Origin of the sequence: Solibacillus sp. FSL W8-0372 (assembly GCF_037969735.1) — a bacterium.
In the GTDB taxonomy this organism is placed as follows: Bacteria; Bacillota; Bacilli; order Bacillales_A; family Planococcaceae; genus Solibacillus; species Solibacillus faecavium.
Map to the genome: position 1 here is coordinate 2,405,002 of NZ_CP150204.1, position 22,004 is coordinate 2,427,005.

Annotated in this window: 31 protein-coding genes; 10 read left to right on the forward strand and 21 right to left on the reverse strand. The window is 36.0% G+C overall.

Annotation, left to right across the window (positions count from 1 at the left end; all coding sequences use genetic code 11):
• From MKY13_RS12200 to MKY13_RS12225, 6 genes are all read right to left on the reverse strand, one after another.
• Positions 1-2,028 (reverse strand): AAA family ATPase, encoded by a 2,028-nt coding sequence (locus tag MKY13_RS12200; RefSeq protein ID WP_339212989.1) that lies wholly within the window; start codon positions 2,026-2,028, stop codon positions 1-3.
• A 72-nt stretch (positions 2,029-2,100) separates the two neighbouring features.
• Positions 2,101-2,346, reverse strand: coding sequence for a hypothetical protein (locus MKY13_RS12205; protein WP_339212990.1), 246 nt, complete (start codon positions 2,344-2,346; stop codon positions 2,101-2,103).
• A 279-nt stretch (positions 2,347-2,625) separates the two neighbouring features.
• The gene (locus MKY13_RS12210) at positions 2,626-2,898 is read right to left on the reverse strand and encodes a helix-turn-helix transcriptional regulator (RefSeq protein WP_339212992.1); all 273 of its coding nucleotides are present in this window, start codon (positions 2,896-2,898) and stop codon (positions 2,626-2,628) included.
• Positions 2,899-3,094: 196 nt separating this feature from the next.
• Positions 3,095-3,328: a hypothetical protein gene (locus MKY13_RS12215; protein WP_339212993.1), complete on the reverse strand. Its 234-nt coding sequence runs from the start codon at positions 3,326-3,328 to the stop codon at positions 3,095-3,097.
• A 15-nt stretch (positions 3,329-3,343) separates the two neighbouring features.
• Positions 3,344-4,129, reverse strand: a complete 786-nt coding sequence (locus MKY13_RS12220) for a phage antirepressor KilAC domain-containing protein (RefSeq protein WP_339212994.1) — start codon at positions 4,127-4,129, stop codon at positions 3,344-3,346.
• A gap of 11 nt (positions 4,130-4,140) precedes the next feature.
• Positions 4,141-4,395, reverse strand: a complete 255-nt coding sequence (locus tag MKY13_RS12225; RefSeq protein ID WP_339212996.1) for a helix-turn-helix transcriptional regulator — start codon at positions 4,393-4,395, stop codon at positions 4,141-4,143.
• A gap of 163 nt (positions 4,396-4,558) precedes the next feature.
• Between MKY13_RS12225 and MKY13_RS12230 the strand changes: the two genes are divergently transcribed.
• The 3 genes from MKY13_RS12230 (at position 4,559) to MKY13_RS12240 (ending at position 6,719) form a co-directional block, all read left to right on the forward strand.
• A complete protein-coding gene (locus tag MKY13_RS12230) occupies positions 4,559-4,990 on the forward strand; it encodes a helix-turn-helix domain-containing protein (RefSeq protein WP_339212998.1) in 432 nt (143 codons plus the stop codon).
• 23 nt (positions 4,991-5,013) lie between these two features.
• A complete protein-coding gene (locus MKY13_RS12235; RefSeq protein ID WP_339213000.1) occupies positions 5,014-5,442 on the forward strand; it encodes an ImmA/IrrE family metallo-endopeptidase in 429 nt (142 codons plus the stop codon).
• A gap of 104 nt (positions 5,443-5,546) precedes the next feature.
• Positions 5,547-6,719, forward strand: a complete 1,173-nt coding sequence (locus MKY13_RS12240) for a site-specific integrase (protein ID WP_339213002.1) — start codon at positions 5,547-5,549, stop codon at positions 6,717-6,719.
• 60 nt (positions 6,720-6,779) lie between these two features.
• Here MKY13_RS12240 and MKY13_RS12245 read toward each other — a convergent pair whose 3' ends face one another.
• The 6 genes from MKY13_RS12245 to comGA all read right to left on the reverse strand — a co-directional run bounded on the left by MKY13_RS12245 (position 6,780) and on the right by comGA (position 10,546).
• The gene (locus MKY13_RS12245; RefSeq protein WP_339213004.1) at positions 6,780-6,905 is read right to left on the reverse strand and encodes a hypothetical protein; all 126 of its coding nucleotides are present in this window, start codon (positions 6,903-6,905) and stop codon (positions 6,780-6,782) included.
• Between the two features lie 19 nt (positions 6,906-6,924).
• Positions 6,925-7,377, reverse strand: coding sequence for a competence type IV pilus minor pilin ComGF (comGF, locus tag MKY13_RS12250; protein ID WP_225231246.1), 453 nt, complete (start codon positions 7,375-7,377; stop codon positions 6,925-6,927).
• Positions 7,374-7,667, reverse strand: a complete 294-nt coding sequence (locus MKY13_RS12255; RefSeq protein ID WP_191700204.1) for a type II secretion system protein — start codon at positions 7,665-7,667, stop codon at positions 7,374-7,376. Before MKY13_RS12255 ends, comGF begins: the two co-directional genes overlap by 4 nt.
• Before the next feature lie 478 nt (positions 7,668-8,145).
• Entirely contained in the window at positions 8,146-8,457 is a 312-nt protein-coding gene (gene comGC / locus MKY13_RS12260) for a competence type IV pilus major pilin ComGC (protein ID WP_191700206.1), read from the reverse strand.
• An 18-nt stretch (positions 8,458-8,475) separates the two neighbouring features.
• Positions 8,476-9,549, reverse strand: a complete 1,074-nt coding sequence (gene comGB / locus MKY13_RS12265; protein ID WP_191700207.1) for a competence type IV pilus assembly protein ComGB — start codon at positions 9,547-9,549, stop codon at positions 8,476-8,478.
• Complete coding sequence (comGA, locus tag MKY13_RS12270; protein WP_191700208.1) at positions 9,530-10,546, reverse strand: competence type IV pilus ATPase ComGA; 1,017 nt, start codon at positions 10,544-10,546, stop codon at positions 9,530-9,532. The genes comGB and comGA overlap by 20 nt, the downstream gene beginning before the upstream one ends.
• Before the next feature lie 189 nt (positions 10,547-10,735).
• On the opposite strand from comGA, the gene MKY13_RS12275 reads away from it, so the two are divergent.
• A complete protein-coding gene (locus MKY13_RS12275; protein WP_191700209.1) occupies positions 10,736-11,434 on the forward strand; it encodes a helix-turn-helix domain-containing protein in 699 nt (232 codons plus the stop codon).
• A 117-nt stretch (positions 11,435-11,551) separates the two neighbouring features.
• Positions 11,552-11,794, forward strand: a complete 243-nt coding sequence (locus tag MKY13_RS12280; RefSeq protein ID WP_008404362.1) for a DUF2626 family protein — start codon at positions 11,552-11,554, stop codon at positions 11,792-11,794.
• Positions 11,795-11,870: 76 nt separating this feature from the next.
• Here MKY13_RS12280 and MKY13_RS12285 read toward each other — a convergent pair whose 3' ends face one another.
• Positions 11,871-12,515: an MBL fold metallo-hydrolase gene (locus MKY13_RS12285; RefSeq protein WP_191700210.1), complete on the reverse strand. Its 645-nt coding sequence runs from the start codon at positions 12,513-12,515 to the stop codon at positions 11,871-11,873.
• Positions 12,516-12,686: 171 nt separating this feature from the next.
• On the opposite strand from MKY13_RS12285, the gene MKY13_RS12290 reads away from it, so the two are divergent.
• On the forward strand, positions 12,687-12,863 hold the full coding sequence (locus MKY13_RS12290) for a DUF2759 domain-containing protein (RefSeq protein ID WP_191700211.1): 177 nt from the start codon (positions 12,687-12,689) through the stop codon (positions 12,861-12,863).
• Between the two features lie 93 nt (positions 12,864-12,956).
• Here MKY13_RS12290 and MKY13_RS12295 read toward each other — a convergent pair whose 3' ends face one another.
• From MKY13_RS12295 to rpmG, 4 genes are all read right to left on the reverse strand, one after another.
• Complete coding sequence (locus MKY13_RS12295) at positions 12,957-14,855, reverse strand: LTA synthase family protein (protein ID WP_339213008.1); 1,899 nt, start codon at positions 14,853-14,855, stop codon at positions 12,957-12,959.
• A 321-nt stretch (positions 14,856-15,176) separates the two neighbouring features.
• Positions 15,177-15,377 (reverse strand): YqgQ family protein, encoded by a 201-nt coding sequence (locus MKY13_RS12300; RefSeq protein ID WP_191700213.1) that lies wholly within the window; start codon positions 15,375-15,377, stop codon positions 15,177-15,179.
• A gap of 18 nt (positions 15,378-15,395) precedes the next feature.
• Entirely contained in the window at positions 15,396-15,959 is a 564-nt protein-coding gene (locus tag MKY13_RS12305; RefSeq protein WP_339213009.1) for a 5-formyltetrahydrofolate cyclo-ligase, read from the reverse strand.
• Positions 15,960-16,106: 147 nt separating this feature from the next.
• The gene (gene rpmG, locus MKY13_RS12310; RefSeq protein WP_008408521.1) at positions 16,107-16,256 is read right to left on the reverse strand and encodes a 50S ribosomal protein L33; all 150 of its coding nucleotides are present in this window, start codon (positions 16,254-16,256) and stop codon (positions 16,107-16,109) included.
• A 223-nt stretch (positions 16,257-16,479) separates the two neighbouring features.
• On the opposite strand from rpmG, the gene MKY13_RS12315 reads away from it, so the two are divergent.
• Genes MKY13_RS12315 through MKY13_RS12325 form a run of 3 tightly spaced genes read left to right on the forward strand, consistent with a single transcriptional unit; the run spans position 16,480 to position 18,680 of the window.
• Positions 16,480-16,929 (forward strand): hypothetical protein, encoded by a 450-nt coding sequence (locus tag MKY13_RS12315; protein ID WP_339213010.1) that lies wholly within the window; start codon positions 16,480-16,482, stop codon positions 16,927-16,929.
• The gene (locus MKY13_RS12320; RefSeq protein ID WP_339213012.1) at positions 16,926-17,417 is read left to right on the forward strand and encodes a hypothetical protein; all 492 of its coding nucleotides are present in this window, start codon (positions 16,926-16,928) and stop codon (positions 17,415-17,417) included. The genes MKY13_RS12315 and MKY13_RS12320 overlap by 4 nt, the downstream gene beginning before the upstream one ends.
• Positions 17,418-17,474: 57 nt before the next feature.
• Entirely contained in the window at positions 17,475-18,680 is a 1,206-nt protein-coding gene (locus MKY13_RS12325; RefSeq protein WP_339213014.1) for an MFS transporter, read from the forward strand.
• 20 nt (positions 18,681-18,700) lie between these two features.
• Here MKY13_RS12325 and MKY13_RS12330 read toward each other — a convergent pair whose 3' ends face one another.
• Positions 18,701-19,552, reverse strand: a complete 852-nt coding sequence (locus MKY13_RS12330; RefSeq protein WP_339213015.1) for a DegV family protein — start codon at positions 19,550-19,552, stop codon at positions 18,701-18,703.
• Positions 19,553-19,791: 239 nt separating this feature from the next.
• On the opposite strand from MKY13_RS12330, the gene MKY13_RS12335 reads away from it, so the two are divergent.
• Positions 19,792-20,262, forward strand: coding sequence for a redoxin family protein (locus MKY13_RS12335; protein WP_339213017.1), 471 nt, complete (start codon positions 19,792-19,794; stop codon positions 20,260-20,262).
• Between the two features lie 384 nt (positions 20,263-20,646).
• Here the strand turns inward: MKY13_RS12335 and MKY13_RS12340 are convergent, their stop codons facing one another.
• From MKY13_RS12340 to MKY13_RS12350, 3 genes are read right to left on the reverse strand one after another with little or no spacing between them, the layout of a single operon-like run.
• Positions 20,647-21,510: a TIGR04104 family putative zinc finger protein gene (locus MKY13_RS12340; RefSeq protein WP_339213019.1), complete on the reverse strand. Its 864-nt coding sequence runs from the start codon at positions 21,508-21,510 to the stop codon at positions 20,647-20,649.
• A complete protein-coding gene (locus MKY13_RS12345; protein ID WP_339216925.1) occupies positions 21,500-21,841 on the reverse strand; it encodes a sigma-70 family RNA polymerase sigma factor in 342 nt (113 codons plus the stop codon). The genes MKY13_RS12340 and MKY13_RS12345 overlap by 11 nt, the downstream gene beginning before the upstream one ends.
• A 9-nt stretch (positions 21,842-21,850) precedes the next feature.
• Positions 21,851-21,994 (reverse strand): sigma factor, encoded by a 144-nt coding sequence (locus MKY13_RS12350; protein ID WP_339213021.1) that lies wholly within the window; start codon positions 21,992-21,994, stop codon positions 21,851-21,853.
• Positions 21,995-22,004 lie beyond the last annotated feature (10 nt).

The following is a 22,004-nucleotide window of genomic DNA, read 5'->3' on the forward strand; positions in this document are numbered from 1 at the left end:
TTAGATAGCCTCCTTCAATTCGATTGGATCAAGTTCAACTCGTAACTGCTTGTCCTTCTCTGAAACGACTAAGCTAATTAATTGCGCATCTACATTGATGAATTTCGTAACTGCCTCGGCATTGTCTACGAAAATTGGTGCTAGGATGCCGTAATGCTCCGATAAAGTATTGATAATGTCTAAGCCAACATTGATTTTTGCAGCGTTATTTAAGCCGGAACCGTATGGTACGCCCTCATACAATGTTTCGCACACTTCATTAAGACCACCGTTGACTTGCTCTTCGAATAATTTGAAGCGAGCATATTTAAACTTGCTGTTGATGCGCTCTGTAAGCATTTCAACTTTCTTTCGAGTGAATGTTTCAATGAGGTATAAATTGCCCTCTAGCACCTCATATTCAGCAGCTAAACGTTGTTGCTCTGCTTCTAATTCTGTGATTCGCTTACGTTGATTTTCAGCATTGGCTAGTTGACCCAATTCAGCATTAGCAGCACGCTTTTCTTCCTCCAGTTGACGGATGTTTGCGTCAATGTCTGCTACAACTTCATTGGCATTCGCTTTTATTTCTGCAATAAGAGCTTGCGTTAAGTTAATTTCGCTTAATATTTCTTGATATTTCTCCGTCGTTGTCACATCCGGCACAGCTGTTTGTGCTTGCTGGAGCTTCTCGTTGAATTTCGATAGCTCTTTTTCGACGGAAGCTAATTTTTCATGCAGTTCCTCTGATTTAGGAATAATTATAGAAGCGAGATTTTCGTTAATTGTTTGAATTTCTGCTTGAATTTGTTTATTTTGCTCTGCAAATACTGGACCTTCTGCTTTTATTTCTCCTTGCCGTTTTGAAATACGTTCATTAAATTGTGCAAGTGCCTCTGCACGTACTGCTTCAACTTGTTCTTCAGGTAAAGGTTGGTTACAAGTTGGACATTCACATTCGTCGTTGTATTCAAATTCTTGCTTTTTTAATAGTGCAAATTCTTCACGCAAACGCTGCATTGATTGTTCGTTGTTTGAAATTCTGTCTGTAAATGCTTTGATTTCGCGTTCTGCATCATTTTTATCCATGTCATTCATACGAATTTCAGCTTTAATGATTTGAACATTCCCCTGTAACTCTTGAATGCGCGTTTGAAGCTTATAAATATCTTGCTTGCTGTCCGCTTCAAATGTCCTCTTGAAATCTGCCAACTGCATTTCAAGCTCTTTTAATTCATGTTGCTTGTCCAATACTGCCGAACCGTTCGTAATATGGTAACGTTGGTCTTTTAAGCCGTTAATTTCCGTTTCTAGTTTTTCAACTTTGGCTTTTAAAGCAGTATCATCCACTTGTACTTCTGGAATCATTTTGTGGATCTCGTCAATTCGCACTGGAATCTTTTCTAATTCAGCATTAATGTGCTTTTTACGACTAGCTATAATCTTCTTCATATCCTCGATTGATTTTCCGCTAAGTACATCATTTAATTTTGCTAATGTTGGATCTGATGCAATAACATCTTCATCTGAAATATCGCCGCAAACAGCTAATAGAATGTTACGTCGTTCTTGCCATTTCACGTTTTCATTGAAGTAAGTTGGTGAAGTTAAAAGTTTAAAAACGTCCTCTTGAACAATCGACTCTACCTTTGCGACATACTCTTTTTTGTTAACTGGTACTTCATCTACATAATGGTCAGTTGTATAACCAGAAAACTCTTGGTGAGCTTGACCACGTTTCTTTGTCCATTTTTCTTTGTAAATTTTTTTTAGATGAACCTCTACACCATCAACCAAAAAAGTCCCCTCAACTGTATGTTCCAAATTGTGCACTTTGAGACCTGAGCCGGTTAATGTTTGGAGTGCAAACTTAGAATCGTTGTTACTGTCCTTGTCGAAAAGCAGCCAAAGGAAAGCATCAAATACAGTTGTTTTACCTGTTGCGTTGTCACCGTAGATTCGAGCGTTTTCACGTTTTAAATCAACATCTAGCTTGCTAATGCCTTTAAAATTGCGTAATTTGATAAAGATTAATTCGATTTTCTTCATATAAATAAACCTCCTGTGATATAATTTCAGAAATAATGTTTTTCAAGACCACTGTTGCTGCAGTGGTTTTTTTCATGCCACGGTAGATTCGATTTCCAACATTACAAACACCCTTACTCCGTCTACCATCGCTAACACTTCTCGCATTTGGTCATGGTCTACAACTTGGCAATCGAAGCCGGTTAATTCTGTTGCATCCGATAAATGAACATTTGCTGTCGTATTGTCAAATTTCGTTGCTTCGATACCGATAATCGATTTAAATCCGTACTTTTCAATTACAGCTATAGCTAGTTTTATCTTTTCAATTGCTGACATTCAATCACCTACTTTCCGACGGAATCCCATCAAGCAACCCTCAATTCTCCATGAGGACCGGCTAACCAACCGATTGAGGACTGCTTGACGAGAGCGAGAAATCTCTCGCGCTGTCTGTAAAAATTTGATATAATGAGTTTACATTTGTTATAAATCCCTAAACCGTTAATCATTCCCGTGATTAGCGGTTTTTTTGTGCCATAAAATACATAGCTTGTAAGCGTTGTTTGACTGTCATGATTCTCCACACTCTTGGTTTAATGCGCACCTAACTCCCCCCTAAAAAATTGAAATAACACGTATAAATGCCGGTACTAGCGATAAAGCTTGTGATACGTTTGCAAAAATATCTGTGCCGAATAAAACTACCATTGCTTGAAATTCACAATTTGTTACTGTAACCCATTCTCTAAAAGTGGCAATATCCGTTAACTTACGATTACTCTCAAATTTACTTATGCAGGAACGGCTGCGGTTTAATAAGTCAGCCAGTTCCTGTTGTGTAAAGCCTGCCGTTTCTCTGAATCCTTTCAGTATCTTTCCATAATCCATTTTCGTTTCTCCCCCGTGTTCCAAAATGGAACGAACACTTTGATGTTCCAGCTAAGAACACATTTATTTGTGAAATAGAGATATACTTTAATTAGCAAGATAACTTGCTATTGAGCCATTGCCCTGGCTCTCCTAGTTCTGCCGATTGCCCTCGGCTCATGGTCTTAAGCTAAAGCACCTGCCCGTGCAATTATTTTTAGCTTGGCCATTCATTTAACATGATTTCACGGATAGCGTTACGCGTTTCTTTAGCTAACCAAACACGTTTGCCCCGTGTTTTGCCTCGACGTTGCCAACGCAATATCCGTGGATCATGTAAAAAATATTCTTTCAACATATCTTCTTTAAATTTAGTAATACGGATTAAATCCTCAATGTCATAAACGAGTTGTTCGTCTAAACTTTCAAGTTCTTCATGAGTTTGAGTCATGATCGTTACCTCCGCTTAATTTGCTTTTTGTGCAAATTCTTTAATTAAAATATCTGTTAAGGCGATTTGCCCTTTGCCTGTAATTAATGTTGTTCCTGTTTGAATGTCACCATCTGTACGTGCCACCACTGCTGGACGGACACGGAACCAACCTTGCTCGATATATCGCTGTTTAGGTAAATTTCTTTCTGCCCCGTGCTGCTTAATGAGATAACCTTTATCTCTCAGCCAGGCAATCAGTTTGTTACGTCCGATGTTTATGCCATGTTTTTCATAAACCATCTTTGCAAAAGTTCCAATATTCACTGCGCTATCCGAAAGCGCTACAACCTTACCGAACTTCGTATATGGAGAATCAGCTTCAATTTGTTTATGAAGTGCTTGGTTTTCGCGTTTTTGACGTTCCATCGCTCTTTGTGCTGCAAGTAAACCTTTAGCCATGATGATCGTTTCGTCGTCATCTTCACCGGCATGAACATACGCGCCGTTTGTTCGAATTTCTTTTAAGATGGATTTGACTTGTTTTTTGAACTGCTTTGCAATCGGTTTACGTGATTGCATTAAGACTTCATAAAGACCATCTTCAGTTAAAAGCCACATCTCTTGAGGACCACCAAGGGTAGAAATAATGTTTCGAACCTTATCTTCCTCGTCAATGCTTTTTAGCATCATGTGAGTAGCTGAATGTTCAATCCAAGTTGCAACATCTTTTGCTAAGAACAGTGGATTTTCGAAAGTGCCGTACACTGCTAAATCCTTATTTAATACACGTTGTTGGTGAATAATTGCTAATTGATTCATCTTCATTCCTCCTACGCTAGTTGCTTATCGTGATAATGAGCCTTATCAATACTCTCTATAACGGATTTCGTTAGTTTTTCATCAAAAAAAACTGAAATATCAATACCTAATGTTCTTGAAATCACCTTTAAACGTTCAACATCTAGTTTACTTTCTCCATTTTCAATCCGACTGTATGTCATGCCTGTTACATTAATCTTTTTTGCTAAATGAGATTGAGTTACACCCATAGCTGTTCGGATTTTTTTTAAGTTTTCATGGACCATGTTAGCCCCTCCTTCCAAAGTAACGTAATCCGTTAATAACAATATACTAACGTTTTCCGTTAATGTCAACTGTTTTTATATTATAATTCTCAAATTCCGTTATAAATGTATCTAAATACGTTAGTTAGTGGTATATTTCAAATAGAAAGATGAGGTGTAATTAATGATTGGGGCACGTATAAAAGAACAAAGACAAAAAAATCGTTACACTCAAAAAATGCTAGCTGACAAGGTATCTGCATCTCCACAAGTAATTTCAAATTGGGAGCGTGGTTACACTGATCCAAGTGCTGAAGATATAAGTAGACTCTCAGAAGTATTAGATTGTTCTAGTGATTATTTATTAGGAAAATCTAATAATCCTACTCAAACGAAGAACTCTAAAGTATTTTCAGACAAAGACGAACGAGACATCGCCAAACGCTTAAAACAATTTGAAAAAGAAATAGAAAACAGCAATGGCTTAGCTTTTGATGGTGAACCGATGTCAGAAGAAGCGAAAGAATCATTACTCGAATCAATGGAATTATTATTTAGACAAACACAACGAATCAACAAGAAATTTACACCTAAGAAGTACCGTGATGATGAATAATATTAGGTAAAGCGAGTGATTGCATGTGGATAAAAGAGAAAACCAATCAGTTAAAACAAAAATACAACACTAACTGTCCATATCAGTTGGCAAATCATTTAAAAATACAGGTCATGCAGCATGACCTTCATCACGAAATCAATGGCTATTATAAATACGATCGTAGAAATCAGTATATTGTTATCAATTCGAAATTGGAGAAGCATACCCAGAAAGTTGTTTGTGCTCACGAACTAGGACATGCCTTATTCCACAAAAATGTAAATACACCTTTTATGAATCAAAATACTTTTCTGTCAGTCAGTAAAATCGAACGTGAAGCGAATTGCTTTGCTGCCGAATTATTAATACCAGACGAATCCTTTAATGAATATGAAACGATTCAAACTATAGCTTCATTACATAAGGTACCGATTGAATTAGTCGAGCTGAAATGTGAGAAGCTAATTTAATACCTAAAAAACGAACATACATTCCCATTTAAGGGGGGTGAGGTTAATAGATTACCATCATTAAGCTAAAGCACCTGCCCGTGCAAATGAATGGGGTAATCAAAATGGCAAGATATAAAATGACAAAAACAAAAAAAGACAGCATCTATAAATATAAAGATGCTGCCGGAAACACTAAATATGCGTATCGTTATAAATTCTATGATAAGTTTCAAAATCGTCAGGAAAAGTCACAACAAGGATTTTCGACTGAGCAAGATGCAGAAAGAGCATTAATTGAAGTGAAAGCCGATATTTTAGATGGGAATGAAAGTTATGTTACATCGGCTAACTATACACTAATCGATTGGCTGACTATTTGGATGGATGCCAATAAAACTAACTGGCGCATAGGCACTTATGAATTATACGAACGACATATTAGGCTTCACATTTCACCATTGATTGGAAAAATGAAGTTAACTAAGATTACCAACATGGTGATGCAAAGAGATTTAATTAATCCTCTTATCGAAAAAGGTTTATCACAAAGGACTTTAAAAAGTGTCGGAAGAATAGTTATTGCAGCTCTCAATAGTGCTGTGGATGAACGTATTATCAGGAATAATCCAGTTACCAAATTAGACTATGGGAAATTTAATGGGAAAAAGGATAGTAACTATTTTTCAGAGGAAGAGTTAAAATTATTTTTAAACTATGTTTATAAAACAGAACCTACGAGCTACTACACCATCTTTTTAACATTAGGTATGTCTGGTATCAGAAAAGGTGAATTGGCTGGCTTACGATGGTCTGATATCGATTTTGAGAACAATACGATTACGATTGAGCGAACACGCGCAAATAAAAAAGTTGGCCCGCCTAAATCAGATAATGGCTACAGAACCATTTCAATAAACAAAATACTAATTAATCAATTAAAGAAATATAAAGTTTGGTGCATTCAAAATAAATGGGAAAAACAAATGACTGTCGAAAAAGATAGTTATGTATTTATTGATCGATACAAATTCACCCCTATCAGTGACACTTATGTAAATGATGCATTGGATTATTTATTAGATAAGTGCACATATGATTTACCAAGAATCACACCACACGGTTTTCGTCATACTTTTGCATCGATCTTAATAGCGAATAAAATTCCGGTTGTATCAGTAGCAAAAATTATTGGAGATCACCCGACAACAGTTATGAATGTATATGCACATTCACTCAGTCGAGTTGAAGAAGAAACAGTAGAATTATTTAATCACTTTAATATTGGCGAAGGGTAAATATACGTTCTTTTTTGTGATTTGGGGTACAGTTTGGGGTACACCCTCTCCTGTGCCCTTCTAAATGCAGCTATACCAACGTTTATTGGGAAATTCCAATGAATTATAAAATTTTAATTGTGCAAAATATGCATTTGTATATAAAATGGCAGATCCAGTTACGATGAATAATAAGAGAATTGCCATTAAAAATAATGCCCCTTTTTCATTTTGGATCCAATGGTAACACGAGGGATCGTTCTCTTTCCGTTCCATCCTGCATCACCACTTTCATATTTAGATTATTGCCATCTCCTTCTAGATGCCATTTATCAACGAATGGCAATAGAATCTCATTGCCCCCTTTATTCGACCTTTTCCGTAAATGCAGCTCTGATTTATCAAATACAAATAACCGGTCGTTTGGGTCATTTTGCATTTCAAGCTGCAGTGTGCTGGAATTATATAATCTGCCAGATGCGGAATTCATATTATATTGATGCAAATCATAGACGAAAAACTCCCAATTCACTTCATCCTTCATCTTATGGATTTGCTGGATATCGTTTACCCGAATTAGGATTAGTAAGCTAATCGAAGCGAATAAACCGAAAACAGTTAACTGGAACAGACTTTCCAACAGTGTAAATCCTGCCTCATTTATCCGAGCTCGTTTCATATACATTGCTCCTTTTCCACCTCGTTGTTATCGAACAGTACACAAAGTTGTTGGCCATTATAGGTCCAATGAAAAACAGTTTGATCGATTTCTTGAGTACCGGCTGATTGACCGTATCTTTTATACTTTAACGCACCCATGAAGGCGACCTCAGCGGCATGGGTCTGTAATTTTTGATCTGCTATTTGCTGTTTCATATTATAAGTGAGTGGAATCATTGTTGAAGTCAGGAAAAATAAAATGACGACTGCCAACAGTGTTTCTACAAGCGTTAGGCCTCTCTGTGTCATGAAAAACCTCCTTTTCCAAAATTCTTGCTTTCCCAATATTCACAGAGAATTGATAGGTCACATTTTCAAAATGGTACGTAATTCGCCCAAACGCATGCGCATTTCCTTTCGTATTAAAGCTGAGCCTTGAGTTCGGGGTCGTTATAAATATTTCAATGTTTTTAGGTACCATCTGCTCGTATATAACGCCCTCTCTATTCATTTCCCTTATACGAATTCTACGGCAATTGACGATTTCAAAACTATGCGGATTCTCTTTATCAATTGAAATCAACTGCGTCATTCTTATTAAGAGTTCATTTTGATTCATTAATTGTTTTTCTGTAAAATCTAACAATGGTTTATGTGAAAAAAAGAGAATTGCTGTACTTACCACCATAAAGATTGAGAGGACAACGAGCATTTCCAATAAAGTAAATCCTTTTGCATTCGTTAAAACTGTTCTTATTTTTAACTTCATTTATTATTACCGTGTTAGCTAGCTACTCGAAGTCGAAGCTATCACTTTACCATTCTCAATTTTAATTTGCGTATTATCAGGGCATCGTAAATCTTCTTCCATAACATAGTTCTCTTCTATTAAGTCTGATATGGAACTTGGATATTCTTTATGGTTCAACTTATATGCCTCCACTTGTCCTTGAAGCATTAAAACATAGGCATCGCAGCCTTTTTCATCAATTGACGCGAAATGTTTGGATACATTAGGAATGGTTACTAAAATCAATATAGAAATAATTAACAATACAACAAGCATTTCAACTAATGTAAATCCTTTTTCATTTTTCATCATTTCTTCCACCTTTTCTTAAATAAAATCAATCACATCATACATAGGAATTAAAATACTTAAATAAGCAGCAATGACACACATGGCAATAATGATGAAAAGTAATGGTTGAACAATTGCCAGTAACCGTTCTATAATTTTCTGCAGCTTTTCATCAAGAAGCTCACAATACAAAATTAGTTCCCGCCCCAGTAAACCACTAGCCTCTCCGTGGGCAATAAAATGTTCAAACTTAGGATAAAAATAACCGACAAGCACAACAGCACGCGATAAAGAATCACCAATAAGAATACGTTCCTGTAACGTTTCGGCAATATATGCTATTTGTTTCTGATGCTGTTGGAATTTTAAATGGTCAAATGCATCTTGAAGAGAAATTCCCGCGACCAATAGATTGCCTAAATGTCTTGAAAATTGTCTTGTTAATATCAATCGCCAAAATAGGCTGAAGAAAGGGAGCTTAAATAGCAGATGGAGTTGTATGTCGATGCGTTTCTTTCTTACATAGAAAATAAACGTTATTAGCAGACAACATAAAAAAACACTAACTGCTACGATATAGTCGGGCATATGGAGGAAAAATGCCGACCATTGGATACTTGCTGATTCCTCACCTTGACCGCGCGAAGCTACGACTGAAGCCATATTCGGCAAAAAATACGTACGGAACGCAAAAAACAGCAGGATTAAAAAGGAAAATAACACTATTGGATAAGAAATTACTTTTAACAATTTTAGTTTCGCTTGTTGTTGGAAGGTAAGTTGCTTCGATACTATTTCTATTGCTTCGCTCAATCTACCGGTTACTTCAGCCATTTCTATTGATACTAAATACTGATTATCCAACCGGAGGAACTGAAAAACCTGCGTCACATTCCCTCCATTGTGCAGGATATTCGAAATTTCCTGTTGTACCGGTTCATATTGCTTCACATGATAAGGAAGCAGCATTTCTATACTATGGGCAAATGTATAGCCTTCACTTAATAATGTTGAAATTCGTTGAAGTAATGTAGGGAACTCGGAAGGCTTAATAATTGTTTTTTGAAATAACGGGGTGGTCGGAAGGTTTTTAATGAGAGGTATATTCATAGCCTTCTCCTTTTAATAGCGCCTTTTGTCCAGCTATTGTTTGTTCATAAGGCAGTGTAAAACGATGGCCTTCTATTATAGATTCTATCGCGCTCTGTAATTGTTTATCTGTCAAAAACTCAAAAACTGCTTTATAGCCCTGTTTATCAGTTTCGATTAGACGCTGTGAAATGACAGCTTTAAGCATTTGCCTCATCTCTTCTAAAGAAACAGACAAATCCTGAAGCCGATATAAACAATTGACAGTATCTTTCGCATGAATAGTAGAGATAACTAAATGCCCTGAAAATGCGGCTTCCATCGCAACCTTCGCTGTTTCCTGATCACGGATTTCCCCCAGCATGATGACTTCAGGTGAATGTCTCAATACTGCCTTCAAACCGGCTGAATACGTTATACCAGCCCGTTCATTAACTTGAATTTGCAACAGATGATCCTGTGTACTTTCCACAGGGTCTTCAATTGATATAACATGTCGTGAAAGATGCTGAGCACAGTATTGCAACATTGAATATAGTGTGGTCGTCTTCCCACTGCCGGTCGCCCCACTTATCAATATTAAGCCGCTATCCATACGAGCCAGCCTATCCAGTTGTCGAACACTCTCATGGAAATGACATAATGTTTTTAAGGGGACGGTATGATTTTGACGCAATAATCGAATCGCCAAGCTCTCTTTGTAAAAACTAGAAGGTAATGTGGAAATTCGGAATGCATACATCAATTGGCCGATAAACTTTTGAAACGCACCACTTTGGGGTTTTCGCCTTTCACTAATATCGAGGGATGACAAAAATTTAAAGTAAGAAATCATTCGTAAGGCGAGATCATTGGGAATTTCATTAGTCTTTTCAAACCGGCCATACTTCCTGAGCAATACATCAAAACACTCTTCTCTTGGAATTAAATGAATATCCGTTGCATCAAGCTTTGCTGCATTCGACAAAAGCTCTAAACATTTTTGTTCAATTATAGATTGCTGTTCGATGTTAATCACCTCTTTTAACTTGATATCCTTTATCTATTTATATTATAAAACCGTCTATACAAAATTAATAGAAATGGTGAAATAATTTCTTTTTAAGGTATTTTTTGTATGAATATTAACAATTTCAATGGCATTTCATGTAGAATAATAGAAAAGTAGGCACTTTTATATTATATTTAGCTTGATGGAGGTGGAAAAATGCTACATCCTATTAAAATCACTAGTACATTGGCAGATGAAACTCGATTTTCCATTTATGAGTATATGTTACAATACAAAAAATTTGTATCGGTTCAGGAAATTGCTGAACGATTTAACATTCATTCAAATGTGGCACGTTTACACTTAACAAAGTTGTCAGAAATCGATGCAATTTCAGCGGAATATCTAAAAACGGGAAAAGGTGGACGGCCTGGGCGAGTTTATAAAGTTAATGATGAAGGAATTAACCTAAGCTTTCCTAGACGAGATCCGGCTTCTCTAATCCGATGGTCACTCGAACTTATATATGAACTAGGTGACGAGGCATTGGACAAAGCGCGAGATATTAGTTATGAGGATGGAAAACAGTCCATGCAGGTAATGCTCGATGAAATAAAAAGGAAATTCCCTTTAACTTTCGAAGATAAAATTGCCCTGTTAACAAAAAGCGCCAAATTAATCGGCTATGTTCCTGAAGTTATTGAAAATGAACAAACAAAATCCCTTATATTTTCAATTTTCAACTGTCCGTTCCATAACCAATTAGAAAAATACGGAAATATTGTATGCCAACTTCACGAATCTTACTTAAAAGGACAAGTTGATATATTGTTTGGCAAAAATGAAATTTCTCAAGTAGAAAGTATGATGGATGCATGTTCTTTCTGTAAATATAAAATTGCCGTTCACAATTAATGGCAAAAATCACGCGATTGTCACAACTCTTCCATAACTTCCAGTTTACATTATTAAGAAACTTGATTTATAATGGTTAAGAGATTACTCTATTTTTTTGCAAAAGGAGGGAAATTCATGAGCAATATGTATAAAGTTATGGCATTCTGGACTGCTATTTTCGCCGTTATGTTCTACCTTGGTGGTATGAACGAGGTTTCGCTATTATTCGTAGGTAATACAGGTTTATTCTTATTATTAGGCTTCTTAAATCTTTCAGAACGCATGTACATGTACATTTTCGGAGCATATTTAACAGTATTCTTCGCCGGATTCACATATTATACAACTTTCATCCACACACCTGGTGGTGGACACTAAAAAAAACGACCTGCTCTTATTTTAAGAGCGGTCGTTTTTTTATATTAAACTAAATCATACTATATAGAAAATACGCTTAAAATCCGTTTAAAAAAGGATTCGAATTCATTTCTGCTGCAGGAGTCGTATACTCTCCATGCCCCGGATATATAATCGTATCTTCCGGTAACGATAATAATTTCTCATGTATCGATTTAAGCAATACTTCCATTGAACCACCAATTAAATCTGTTCGACCGATACTTTGCTCAAATAACGTATCCCCAACAATAGCAAAGCCATCTTCTTTAAAAATAAAAGAAATACTGCCTGGTGAATGCCCTGGTGTATGTACAACGTCAATTTTAAATTCGCCAATTGCCAGCTCGCCTTCTTTACGAATAACGTGCGCTTCATCAGGTTTCCCCACTATATAATTTGGTAACTCCGCATATTTCCCTGAACCGTTTTTCAACGGATCTGCTAACCAATCAACTTCCTTTACGTGTACATATAGCGGTATATTATACTTTTCTCTTATAGCATCCACTGCACCAATATGATCAAAATGTGTATGCGTCAATAAAACAGCTAAAGGTCTTAATCCGTTTTTTCGTACCTCACCAATAATGCGTCCTGCTTCTTCACCCGGATCAAAAATCAGACAATCTTTCTCCTTATTGCTTACAATGTAACAATTTGTTTGAACTGGCCCTAAACTATATTTTCTTATATTTAACATCTAATCACCTCAATTCTCATTATACATTTTTTCTTCCTACTAGATAGTGAAAACTAACGTTCAAACAAACGTCATTTTTAGTCCTCGACAAACGAATTGGAAACCTTTACAATAAAAGAGGAATATTGTTGCGACATTTTTTGGAATGTCTTAAAGGAGTGTCAATTTTTTATGAACTTATTAATGGTTATTTTTGGTCTAGTTGCAATTCTTGGCGTAGTTGGCATATTCCAATCAATCAAAGAAAAAAATCTTTTAGCTGTAGCATTCAATGCTTTAGCAGCAGGTGTATTTGGTTGGTTTGTTATCATGACAGTTTTAAATCAAGGCTATCCACCAACACACTAATTGCAATGGGAAAACGTGTCGCTATCTAAGCGATGCGTTTTTTTCTGTAAAGTAAAAAAAGCTGTTCTTGAAATGTTCAAGAACAGCTTTTTGTTATTTATAATTTTGATCTGTTAGTAAATTACCTGTTTCAGAATCATAGAAGCGTAATAAATCGCCATTGATAATCTGATCGGAATACTCTAACTCCTGGGTAGCTCTGTCAATATATGGTTGACAAGCATCGATTTCAATTGATTCGCCTGTAGCACGGTCATAACATACTTCCCCTGCGTAAACTACTTTATCCGTAATAAAACGTCCATCACGGAAAATAACGAAATCTTCATGTTCCTCTGAAAACAAATCTGCACCAAGCTGCATATCTTTAGATGTTTCGATACCTAGAAGGTGCAATAGTGTCGGACGAATATCCAGTTGCCCAGATACATTATCCATCACTTGTCCCTCATTGTCGCCCGGAATGTGAATATATAATGGGACAGCCTGTAATAATGCGCTGTCATAAGGTGTAATTTCTTCTTTATTTAAATACTTTGCCATCGCCTTATTATGGTTTTCCGAAATTCCGTAGTGGTCACCATACATAACGATAATTGAGTCTTCATATAATCCCTGTTCTTTTAAATCATCGAAGAATTCCTTCACTGATTCATCCAAATAGCGAACCGTTTGGAAATAGCGATTCAATGTACCAGAGTTTGAATCATATTCTGGAATCATTACATCTTCCGGATCCAAGTAGAATGGATAATGGTTTGTTAATGTAATTAATCTACTATAGAACGGTTGTGGCATTTCCTTCATCAATGCTGCTGATTGTTCAAAGAATGGAATATCTTTTAATCCCCAGTTTACTGATGTTTCTTCTGTTACTTCATATGACTCAATATCGTAAAATTCATTTAAATTAAACGATTTGTAAATCATATCACGATTCCAGAATGATTTATTGTTAGCGTGCATAACATTCGTGAAATAGCCATTCTCCCCTAAACGCTCTGCAAAGGAGTTATACGTATTTTCACCATGTGTAAAGAATACCGCTCCACGACCTAGACCATATAACGAGTTTTCAAAGATAAACTCAGAATCGGATGTTTTCCCTAATCCTGTCTGGTGATAAAAATCGTTGAAGTAGTACGTATCTTTATCCTGTGTTAATGAGTTCAAGAAAGGTGTAATAACTTCCCCGTTCATTTCATTATTAATAACAAAGGATTGCAATGATTCTAATGATATAGCAATGACATTACGTCCTTCATACTTGCCGAACATTTGGATATTTGGCTCTGCCTGATTGGCACGAACATAGTTGCTCACTTCCACAAGTTCACTACCGTCTGCTAAAGCACGTTGGGCAGATGATTTAGATTGTACATACACATCATATAAATGATAGTTATATGTTCCGATATTCTTAACTAATAGCTCACGGTCAAACGCACGCGTCAATAGCTGTGGACGTTCTGTTTCCGCTAATCCCAAATTCAAAAATAATACAGCTGCTGTCATAACGAAATATGCTTTACGTGCATCTTTGCGAATTGGCGTGAATTCAACAGATTTAGGCATAAGCTTAAGTGCAATTAAAATAATCGCTACATCGACGAAATATAAAATATCCGTCCAGTTAATAATTGCAGCCGCAGATGTTCCCAGCTCTCCGAAGTTACTTGTTTGAAATAATACCGGTAATGTGACAAAGTCATTATAAAAACGGTAGAACGCTACATTTCCATATAAGACGAATGCCAGTAATATACTACCGCCAACGATAAAACGATTTCGTGCCTTTGGAGATTTTAAAAATAATGCCAATCCATAGAAAAATAACAAAAAGCTTAATGGATTGATGATTAAAATTAATAATTGCATTGCATTCTCTATTTTCATATCAAAACTTGTTTCATAAACAATTACAGTTTTAATCCATGTTGCTATTACGGCAATCGCTAATATCGAATGTTTAGGCCATTTAAAATCTTTCATCTCCTATACATCCTCTCTTTACATATTCAAATTTTTAAATATATTATTTTATTTGTGTAAATTCCAACGTGAAACAAAATATATCTTAAAGCTTTTCAGTCTAATACGCAACAGTATTCTGTTGGGAAAATTATGAAAGTGCAGTTTGAAAATACACTATTAGTTAGTACGTATTAGAAACGAAAAGGTTTCGTAAAATATGAAAACAGCGGTGAACTTCCGCTGTTTGACTAAGGGTATAATTGAGTCAGAAACGTTCAAAACCCCTAGTTACACAAGCAGTCAGGTAAACGTTACCTATTATTATACAATAAATAAAGTTTATTTTCCTGCTTTTAGTCTTTGCTCTTCTTGACGTAAAATTAACAAAGCCATCTGAAAATCTTTAATATCCAAAACATTCGTTTTATATAATTCCTTAATTTCATCTTCCATCAAATATAGATCACCAATCCGGTCCTTAGTATAAATGTAGATTCCGTATTGTTTCAGTAATCCAATTATGTCCAACATTGACTTCATTTGTCGTTCCTCCAACATTTATCCGCAAATTATGCGCTCTTTGTCTGTAAGTAGTATATGTACCGGTAGATCATGTGATTCTCTCGGTACTTCATTTAAAAGCTGTTCTTCAAAAGCGAGGGAAATGCGCTTTCCGCTGTATCCAACTAAAAATCGGTCATAATAACCGCCACCAAAACCAATACGGTAACCTTGACGATCAAACACTACACCTGGAACAACTATCACGTCTATTTCCTCTTTTTCGACTAATTGTGTCAATTCTGGGATTGGTTCTAAAATGTTTTTGTATGCCCGTTCCGTCTCAGCAAAGCTATCTATTTTGTAAAACTGCATCGAACGGTCCGCCGGGTTGCATTTCGGAACGACAACTTTCTTATTTAATAACCAAAATTGCTCGATTATAAACGTAGTATCTACTTCAGGTTGATTTGATAAAGTAAGCGCAATGGTACTAGCCTTTTTAATAGAAGGTTCTTGTAATAACTGCCGGGCTAAATTGAATGAGCGCTCACGATATGTTTGATACGACATTCGTGCCAAATTTTCCTGCACTTGTTTACGATAATCCCTTTTATCCAACTAATCCCCCTACTTTCTTCATATAGGTTAACAGTTATTATCATAGATCAATTTTAAATCCATCTATCATAAAAACGTTCAACAATGTTCATATGTTCCAAGTAAAAAGCCAAAACCCACAAGTGGTTTTGGCTAACTGAGCGATTATTACTTTGTTTCACGGTGAAGAGTGTACTTCTTCTCGCGAGAGCAATATTTTTTAAGTTCAAGACGCTCTGGATTGTTACGCTTGTTCTTTTTTGAAATGTAGTTACGTTCGCCGCAGTCTGTGCAAGCTAAAGTAATGTTTACGCGCATCATTAACCCTCCCACTCTAAATTAAGAATATAAATTTATTTGAGCATGATTTATACGACTTACCTATTATAACACACTCTCTCAAAAAATCTAGTATGATTTATTATTAAGTTTTACTATGCTAAAATAAAGGTAATTTGTAATGAGGTAGAAAGTTTTTATACAAACAAGACATGTTTCATTACATCTTCAATAAGATTAGTAATAAAATGGAGGACTACATATGGAACTTTCTTCGATATTAATGATTGCAGGAATTATCGTCATTATCTTATCGTTCTTTTTAAAAGATAAGTCCGTTCAGGTTGAAAAAGATGTAGAAGATTTATCAATTAATATTTATCAAGAAACAAATGCTTTAAAACGCCGGATTAAACTACTGGAGGAAGAGTTGCTAGTAGAACCGAATTTCCAGGTTAAGCATCCTGAAGTTGATAAACCCGATGCTTTTACTTCTTTTCAGAAAGTGGCTGCTCAAATCAAGACAGATCAAAGCAGTTATACCCAATCTGGCTTAAAATCTGAAAAGAATAATAAGCCAATTAACGGCATTTTAGTAAGTCAGGTTTTGGCATTAAACGGTCAAGGTTTATCAATTGATGAAATAAGTAAACTTTCCACTTTATCACATGCCCAAATCCAGTCGATTTTGGCAAACGGAGGGAAACAATGAAAACCTCTTTGCGAGCATTTGGAATTGGTCTATTTGTCGCGGGGGCGAGCATCGCTTTAGTTGATTTATCTTCTGGTGAAACCGAATCCAAACAAAAAGACATAGCACTATATGAACAGCAGTTAAAAGATTATGAAAATCAAATAACTTTATTAACCGAACAATTGGACAAGCAAAATTCTCATACAGATGAAAAATCTGAAAATCAAACAGCTGAAAAAACAAATGATTCCTCTTCTATAAATGAAGAAAAATCGAATACTGAGAAAGTTACCGAAGCGACGATTTATATATATGAAGATGTTTCCATTTATACAATCGGACAGCAGGCAGAAGATTTTGGCATTGTTGCAAATGGACGCGAACTTGAGCTGTTTTTATCCAAACCGGATTATGCGCGCTCCATTCAAAAAGGAGCGTTTGATTTAAGTTCAGACATGACAATTGAACAAATTGCTAAGATATTAACAGGACAATCCATTGAATAGCGAATACGAAAAGCTGTTCTTTATATTCAGGTCAGCTATTCATGATTGGGGGGTATTATGGATTACATAAAAAAAGGAACGAAAGCATTTACAATGACGAATATCGCTCTATTTTCCGCGGGCTTTATTACCTTTGCAAATCTTTACGTTACACAGCCACTTTTGCCCCAGTTTTCGAAAGACTATAATGTTTCCCCTGCTACAGCAAGTTTGTCGCTATCTGCAGCTACTTCAGTCCTTGCATTTAGCCTCATACTTTTCGGTTCATTATCCGAAGCATGGGGACGGAAAAAGTTGATGACGATTTCGATTTTTGCAGCATCTTTCCTTACTTTCGCATTGGCTTTTGCACCTAATTTCGAGGCAATTCTTGTACTGCGAATTCTGCAAGGTTTTGTATTTGCAGGTGTTCCCGCTATTGCGATGGCTTATTTAGGAGAGGAAATGGATCCCACAAGCTTTGGAGCTGCAATGGGGCTTTATATAAGTGGCAATGCTGTTGGAGGATTATCCGGTCGTATCATTATCGGTACAATGTCCGACCTTTACAGTTGGCAAATAGGAATGATTGTTCTTGGTGTATTAAGCATCATTATAAGTTGTTATTTCGTCTGGGCACTTCCGGAATCGAAACATTTCAACCCACGCCCATTACAATTTAAGCTATTATCAAAAACATTATTTCAGCATATTAAGAACAAAAAGCTCGTTTTATTATTTGGAATTGGTTTCACATTAATGGGCAGCTTTGTCACAATGTACAATTATATTGGATTTAAATTAGTCGAGCCTCCTTATTTATTAAGTATGACAATTATTAGTTGGCTTTTTATCGTATATCTAGTCGGGTCATGGAGCTCTGCCTGGTTCGGCAGCTTATCTGATACATATGGACGTCAAAAGGTTTTATACAGCGGTATTCTTATTATGCTGACAGGGGCTCTTTTGACATTTCCGGTAAGTTTAACTTTGAAAATTATTGGTCTTATTATTTTTACATTTGGTTTTTTTGGGTCCCATTCTATAGCGAGCGGTTGGGTAAGTCAGTTGGCAGAAAGTGATAAAGCACAGGCCTCTTCCTTATACTTATTTGCTTATTATATGGGCTCTAGTATAGGAGGGACAATTGGAGGATTATTTTGGTCTAAATACGGCTGGATAGGAACGGTAACTTTTATGGTATCTTCCCTATTAATTACTTTGATTTTCGCTGTCTTAATTCATTATTTATATTTGAATAACAAAAAAATGCAGGACATCTAAATGGATGCCCTGCATTTTACTTATTCACGTACCCAAGTTAAACCTAATGTTCCTTCGCCCGCATGAACACCTACACATGCAGATAATGGCGTTGGCGTAAATATAATAGTAGGAAACTGTTCTTCCAGTTCCTTTTTCCACTCAATTGCTCCCGTAATATTGTTACAATGTATAACTGCTACTTCTTTTACAGGTGATTTCTGAATGGCACGTTGCAGTTTTTCGATTACGGCTTTTTTCGCACGCTTATCTGCACGAACTTTTTGTGCTACTTCTACGCCGCCCTCTTTATTATATTCAATGACTAATTTAATATTTAATAAATTACTAAGAAACATAGCTGTCCCTGAAACTCGTCCACTTTTATGCAGCTGGTCTAAACTCGCTGGTATAAAGGCTAGTTCTGCATTTCCACGCATTGCTTCAATTTTCTTCACGATCTCTTCTGGTTCCAGGCCGTCTTTTTCAAGTTCCAATCCTAACTCCAACATGTATTGCATTGGATAGGAGCCAATTTTTGCATCGATAACAAAATTTTTAAATCCTGCCTGCTCAGCTGCCATAGGAGCACTTAATACTGTTCCTGATAATTGCTCGGATGTATGAATGGCAATTGCACAATCATAGCCTTCCTGTTTTAATTTTTCATATAATGCTACATGCTCACCAAAAGCAGGTTGGGATGTTTTCGGATGTGCTTTTGCATTTTTTAATTTATCGTAAAATTCATCATGTGTCATATCAATTGTTTCGCGTAGTGCGCCTTCTTCAAATACAATATTTAATGCAAGCACATGTATGTTATGCTTCTTTATAAATTCCGGCGATAATAGTGCTGCTGTATCTGTAACCCATGCAATCTTTTTTGTCATTCTAAATCCCCTTGATGTATAAAATTATTTACTCAACATAATGTAAGCGCAAACATATTTCCCACACAGTGACAACTGTCACGTTTTACTTAATAAAATTTACCGTTCGACATTTTTTCGACAAAAATTTTATTTTATTTTTATACTCCGATGAAATGGATTATTTTACATAATGGCATTTTTTCCGTACGATAATAATACAAAATTTAATATGAATAGTTTTTAGGAGGAGAATATTAATGAATATTTATGACATCCCTGTTAAAACAGAAAAAGGGGAACAATATGAATTAGACCGCTATAAAGGACAGGTAATGATGATTGTCAATACTGCGAGTAAATGTGGCTTTACGAATCAATTTTCACAGCTTGAGGAACTTTATGAAAAGTATAAAGAGGAAGGATTTGTCGTACTTGGCTTCCCATCCGATCAATTTAAGCAGGAATTATCTTCAAGTGAAGATGCTGCCGAATTTTGTCGCATGGACTACGGCGTAACTTTTCCAATGCACGAGATTATTAAAGTGAACGGTGCGGACGCTCACCCATTATTTAAACATTTATCTTCAGAAGCAAAAGGACTTTTAGGCCAATCAGTTAAATGGAATTTCACGAAGTTTTTAGTCGATCGGGATGGAAACGTCATTAAACGTTATGCACCACAGGATTCCCCGACAAAAGCAGAAAGCGATATTGCCAAATTACTTTAACGTGTAAAAGCAGCCGAATATTTGAATTCGGCTACACAGATTGTCGACAAAAGGTCTCGAAAAACCTTTTGTCTTTTTATTATAAATTTTAATTAGGTGCTTAGCAGGAACAAGTTGTTCATGTTCATTGAATTTATTGCTAGTCATCGTTCGTACCTCGCTTTATTTAAAGGGATGAATAAGTTGATTGGAATGGAGGGACCGTGACTCCACCGGGAACCGCACGTGCGGAAGATCCACTAAATGGTGCCTGCCGCTCTTGGCACCATTTAGTTAGCTGGAGCCGTGCCCGGGGAAAGCATCGGTCCCGGAATGGAAATCAACGGTTTTAAGAGTTTGTCTACAGTCTCAGCAGCCGAATATTTGAATTCGGCTGCAGTTTTTTTAAAACAAAAACTCTTCTTCCTTTTTTAAATCCAGATATAATGGCATAATCACCAAACATATTACGAGTATAAAAATAGCAACACATAGAATATTCAATGGAAGCGGTAAGCCCAAATAAGGCGAGAAGATTAAAGTTGCCGTTGTTTGCATCGTTAATACCCCTATTATTTGACGGTATTTTTTTGTGTAAAATAATTTTTCATTACATGATGGACAATGCAATTCTATTTTAAAATGCCATACCATTTTAATTTGCTCCCTTTTTGAAAATGAATGGCTACAATGCAGACAACATACATTACCAGTTGTATTGCGGGCAAAATAAAATGAGAGTAAAATTTGAAAAATAATAATTAGGATGAAAATACTAAACTTCAGCCACTGAATGTCCATTTCTAACATCTGAAGCATTCCACCTATTGCAGAGATGATAAATGGCACAATAAAGATAAGCACATATCGCCAACTATAAACTATTTTTCGTAATTTAAGTATTTTCGGTTTTTGCCATCGCTTCATCTTAAAAAATACCATTGTCGCGAGGATACCATTGATAATTAGCAATAAACTAATGACGGCTACATGTTTGCCTCTTCTTATTAATTCAGTTAAATGTTCTGTTTCATAACTATCTGTTACTGGCTTAGATGCTTGATTGATAGGTGAAACAAAATCAGCATTACTAATTAGGTACCAAAAAAACAATGCAGTAAAAACAAAAATCGGTGCAATCACAATTGTCCAATTCACCTGACGTTTCGGGCGTTTTGAATGAATAATCGTTTGTTTTATCTTCATCTTCTGTTGTTCCGTTAATTGCAGCTTACTTAACTCTTTTTGCCATTTTTCTTTATTCATCATTCATCACCTCCATACTTAACTTTGGCCTTAACTTCGCCCTTGCACGCTGTAAACGTGATTTAACCGTCGATACCGCCAATTGTAATAACTCTGCTATCTCGATAACTGTCATCTCTTCATAATAATAGAGCAATAATACTTCCCGATCTTTGACGGGTAAGGCAAGAACTGCAGCAGTTACTTCCCCTTGTAACTCCTTCTCTACATAAATTTGCTCAGCACCCTTTTCATATGGTTGAAACAACTGAAAAATAGCAAATTTCTTGTTCTTCCAGCTTCTCAAATAATCATAGCTGCGGTTTATCGTCATTTTTACTAAATATGTTTTAATCGACGCCTTCTATTCAAATTGATCCGATTTATGATAAAAATTTAAAAATACGTCCTGGACAACTTCTTCTGCCGCTAAGCGATCCTTCGTATATATAAAGGCAATTCGGTACAAATAATCACTATATGTATCAATAAGCTGCTCAATATTCACTTGCCGCCCC

Bases quoted from the DNA above. Each gene is read 5' to 3' on its own strand.
- MKY13_RS12200 (WP_339212989.1), bottom strand. From the start codon at position 2,028: ATGAAGAAAATCGAATTAATCTTTATCAAATTACGCAATTTTAAAGGC.
- MKY13_RS12205 (WP_339212990.1), bottom strand. From the start codon at position 2,346: ATGTCAGCAATTGAAAAGATAAAACTAGCTATAGCTGTAATTGAAAAG.
- MKY13_RS12210 (WP_339212992.1), bottom strand. From the start codon at position 2,898: ATGGATTATGGAAAGATACTGAAAGGATTCAGAGAAACGGCAGGCTTT.
- MKY13_RS12215 (WP_339212993.1), bottom strand. From the start codon at position 3,328: ATGACTCAAACTCATGAAGAACTTGAAAGTTTAGACGAACAACTCGTT.
- MKY13_RS12220 (WP_339212994.1), bottom strand. From the start codon at position 4,129: ATGAATCAATTAGCAATTATTCACCAACAACGTGTATTAAATAAGGAT.
- MKY13_RS12225 (WP_339212996.1), bottom strand. From the start codon at position 4,395: ATGGTCCATGAAAACTTAAAAAAAATCCGAACAGCTATGGGTGTAACT.
- MKY13_RS12230 (WP_339212998.1), top strand. From the start codon at position 4,559: ATGATTGGGGCACGTATAAAAGAACAAAGACAAAAAAATCGTTACACT.
- MKY13_RS12235 (WP_339213000.1), top strand. From the start codon at position 5,014: ATGTGGATAAAAGAGAAAACCAATCAGTTAAAACAAAAATACAACACT.
- MKY13_RS12240 (WP_339213002.1), top strand. From the start codon at position 5,547: ATGGCAAGATATAAAATGACAAAAACAAAAAAAGACAGCATCTATAAA.
- MKY13_RS12245 (WP_339213004.1), bottom strand. From the start codon at position 6,905: ATGGCAATTCTCTTATTATTCATCGTAACTGGATCTGCCATTTTATAT.
- comGF (WP_225231246.1), bottom strand. From the start codon at position 7,377: ATGAAACGAGCTCGGATAAATGAGGCAGGATTTACACTGTTGGAAAGT.
- MKY13_RS12255 (WP_191700204.1), bottom strand. From the start codon at position 7,667: ATGACACAGAGAGGCCTAACGCTTGTAGAAACACTGTTGGCAGTCGTC.
- comGC (WP_191700206.1), bottom strand. From the start codon at position 8,457: ATGAAAAATGAAAAAGGATTTACATTAGTTGAAATGCTTGTTGTATTG.
- comGB (WP_191700207.1), bottom strand. From the start codon at position 9,549: ATGAATATACCTCTCATTAAAAACCTTCCGACCACCCCGTTATTTCAA.
- MKY13_RS12275 (WP_191700209.1), top strand. From the start codon at position 10,736: ATGCTACATCCTATTAAAATCACTAGTACATTGGCAGATGAAACTCGA.
- MKY13_RS12280 (WP_008404362.1), top strand. From the start codon at position 11,552: ATGAGCAATATGTATAAAGTTATGGCATTCTGGACTGCTATTTTCGCC.
- MKY13_RS12285 (WP_191700210.1), bottom strand. From the start codon at position 12,515: ATGTTAAATATAAGAAAATATAGTTTAGGGCCAGTTCAAACAAATTGT.
- MKY13_RS12290 (WP_191700211.1), top strand. From the start codon at position 12,687: ATGAACTTATTAATGGTTATTTTTGGTCTAGTTGCAATTCTTGGCGTA.
- MKY13_RS12295 (WP_339213008.1), bottom strand. From the start codon at position 14,855: ATGAAAGATTTTAAATGGCCTAAACATTCGATATTAGCGATTGCCGTA.
- MKY13_RS12300 (WP_191700213.1), bottom strand. From the start codon at position 15,377: ATGAAGTCAATGTTGGACATAATTGGATTACTGAAACAATACGGAATC.
- rpmG (WP_008408521.1), bottom strand. From the start codon at position 16,256: ATGCGCGTAAACATTACTTTAGCTTGCACAGACTGCGGCGAACGTAAC.
- MKY13_RS12315 (WP_339213010.1), top strand. From the start codon at position 16,480: ATGGAACTTTCTTCGATATTAATGATTGCAGGAATTATCGTCATTATC.
- MKY13_RS12320 (WP_339213012.1), top strand. From the start codon at position 16,926: ATGAAAACCTCTTTGCGAGCATTTGGAATTGGTCTATTTGTCGCGGGG.
- MKY13_RS12325 (WP_339213014.1), top strand. From the start codon at position 17,475: ATGGATTACATAAAAAAAGGAACGAAAGCATTTACAATGACGAATATC.
- MKY13_RS12330 (WP_339213015.1), bottom strand. From the start codon at position 19,552: ATGACAAAAAAGATTGCATGGGTTACAGATACAGCAGCACTATTATCG.
- MKY13_RS12335 (WP_339213017.1), top strand. From the start codon at position 19,792: ATGAATATTTATGACATCCCTGTTAAAACAGAAAAAGGGGAACAATAT.
- MKY13_RS12340 (WP_339213019.1), bottom strand. From the start codon at position 21,510: ATGATGAATAAAGAAAAATGGCAAAAAGAGTTAAGTAAGCTGCAATTA.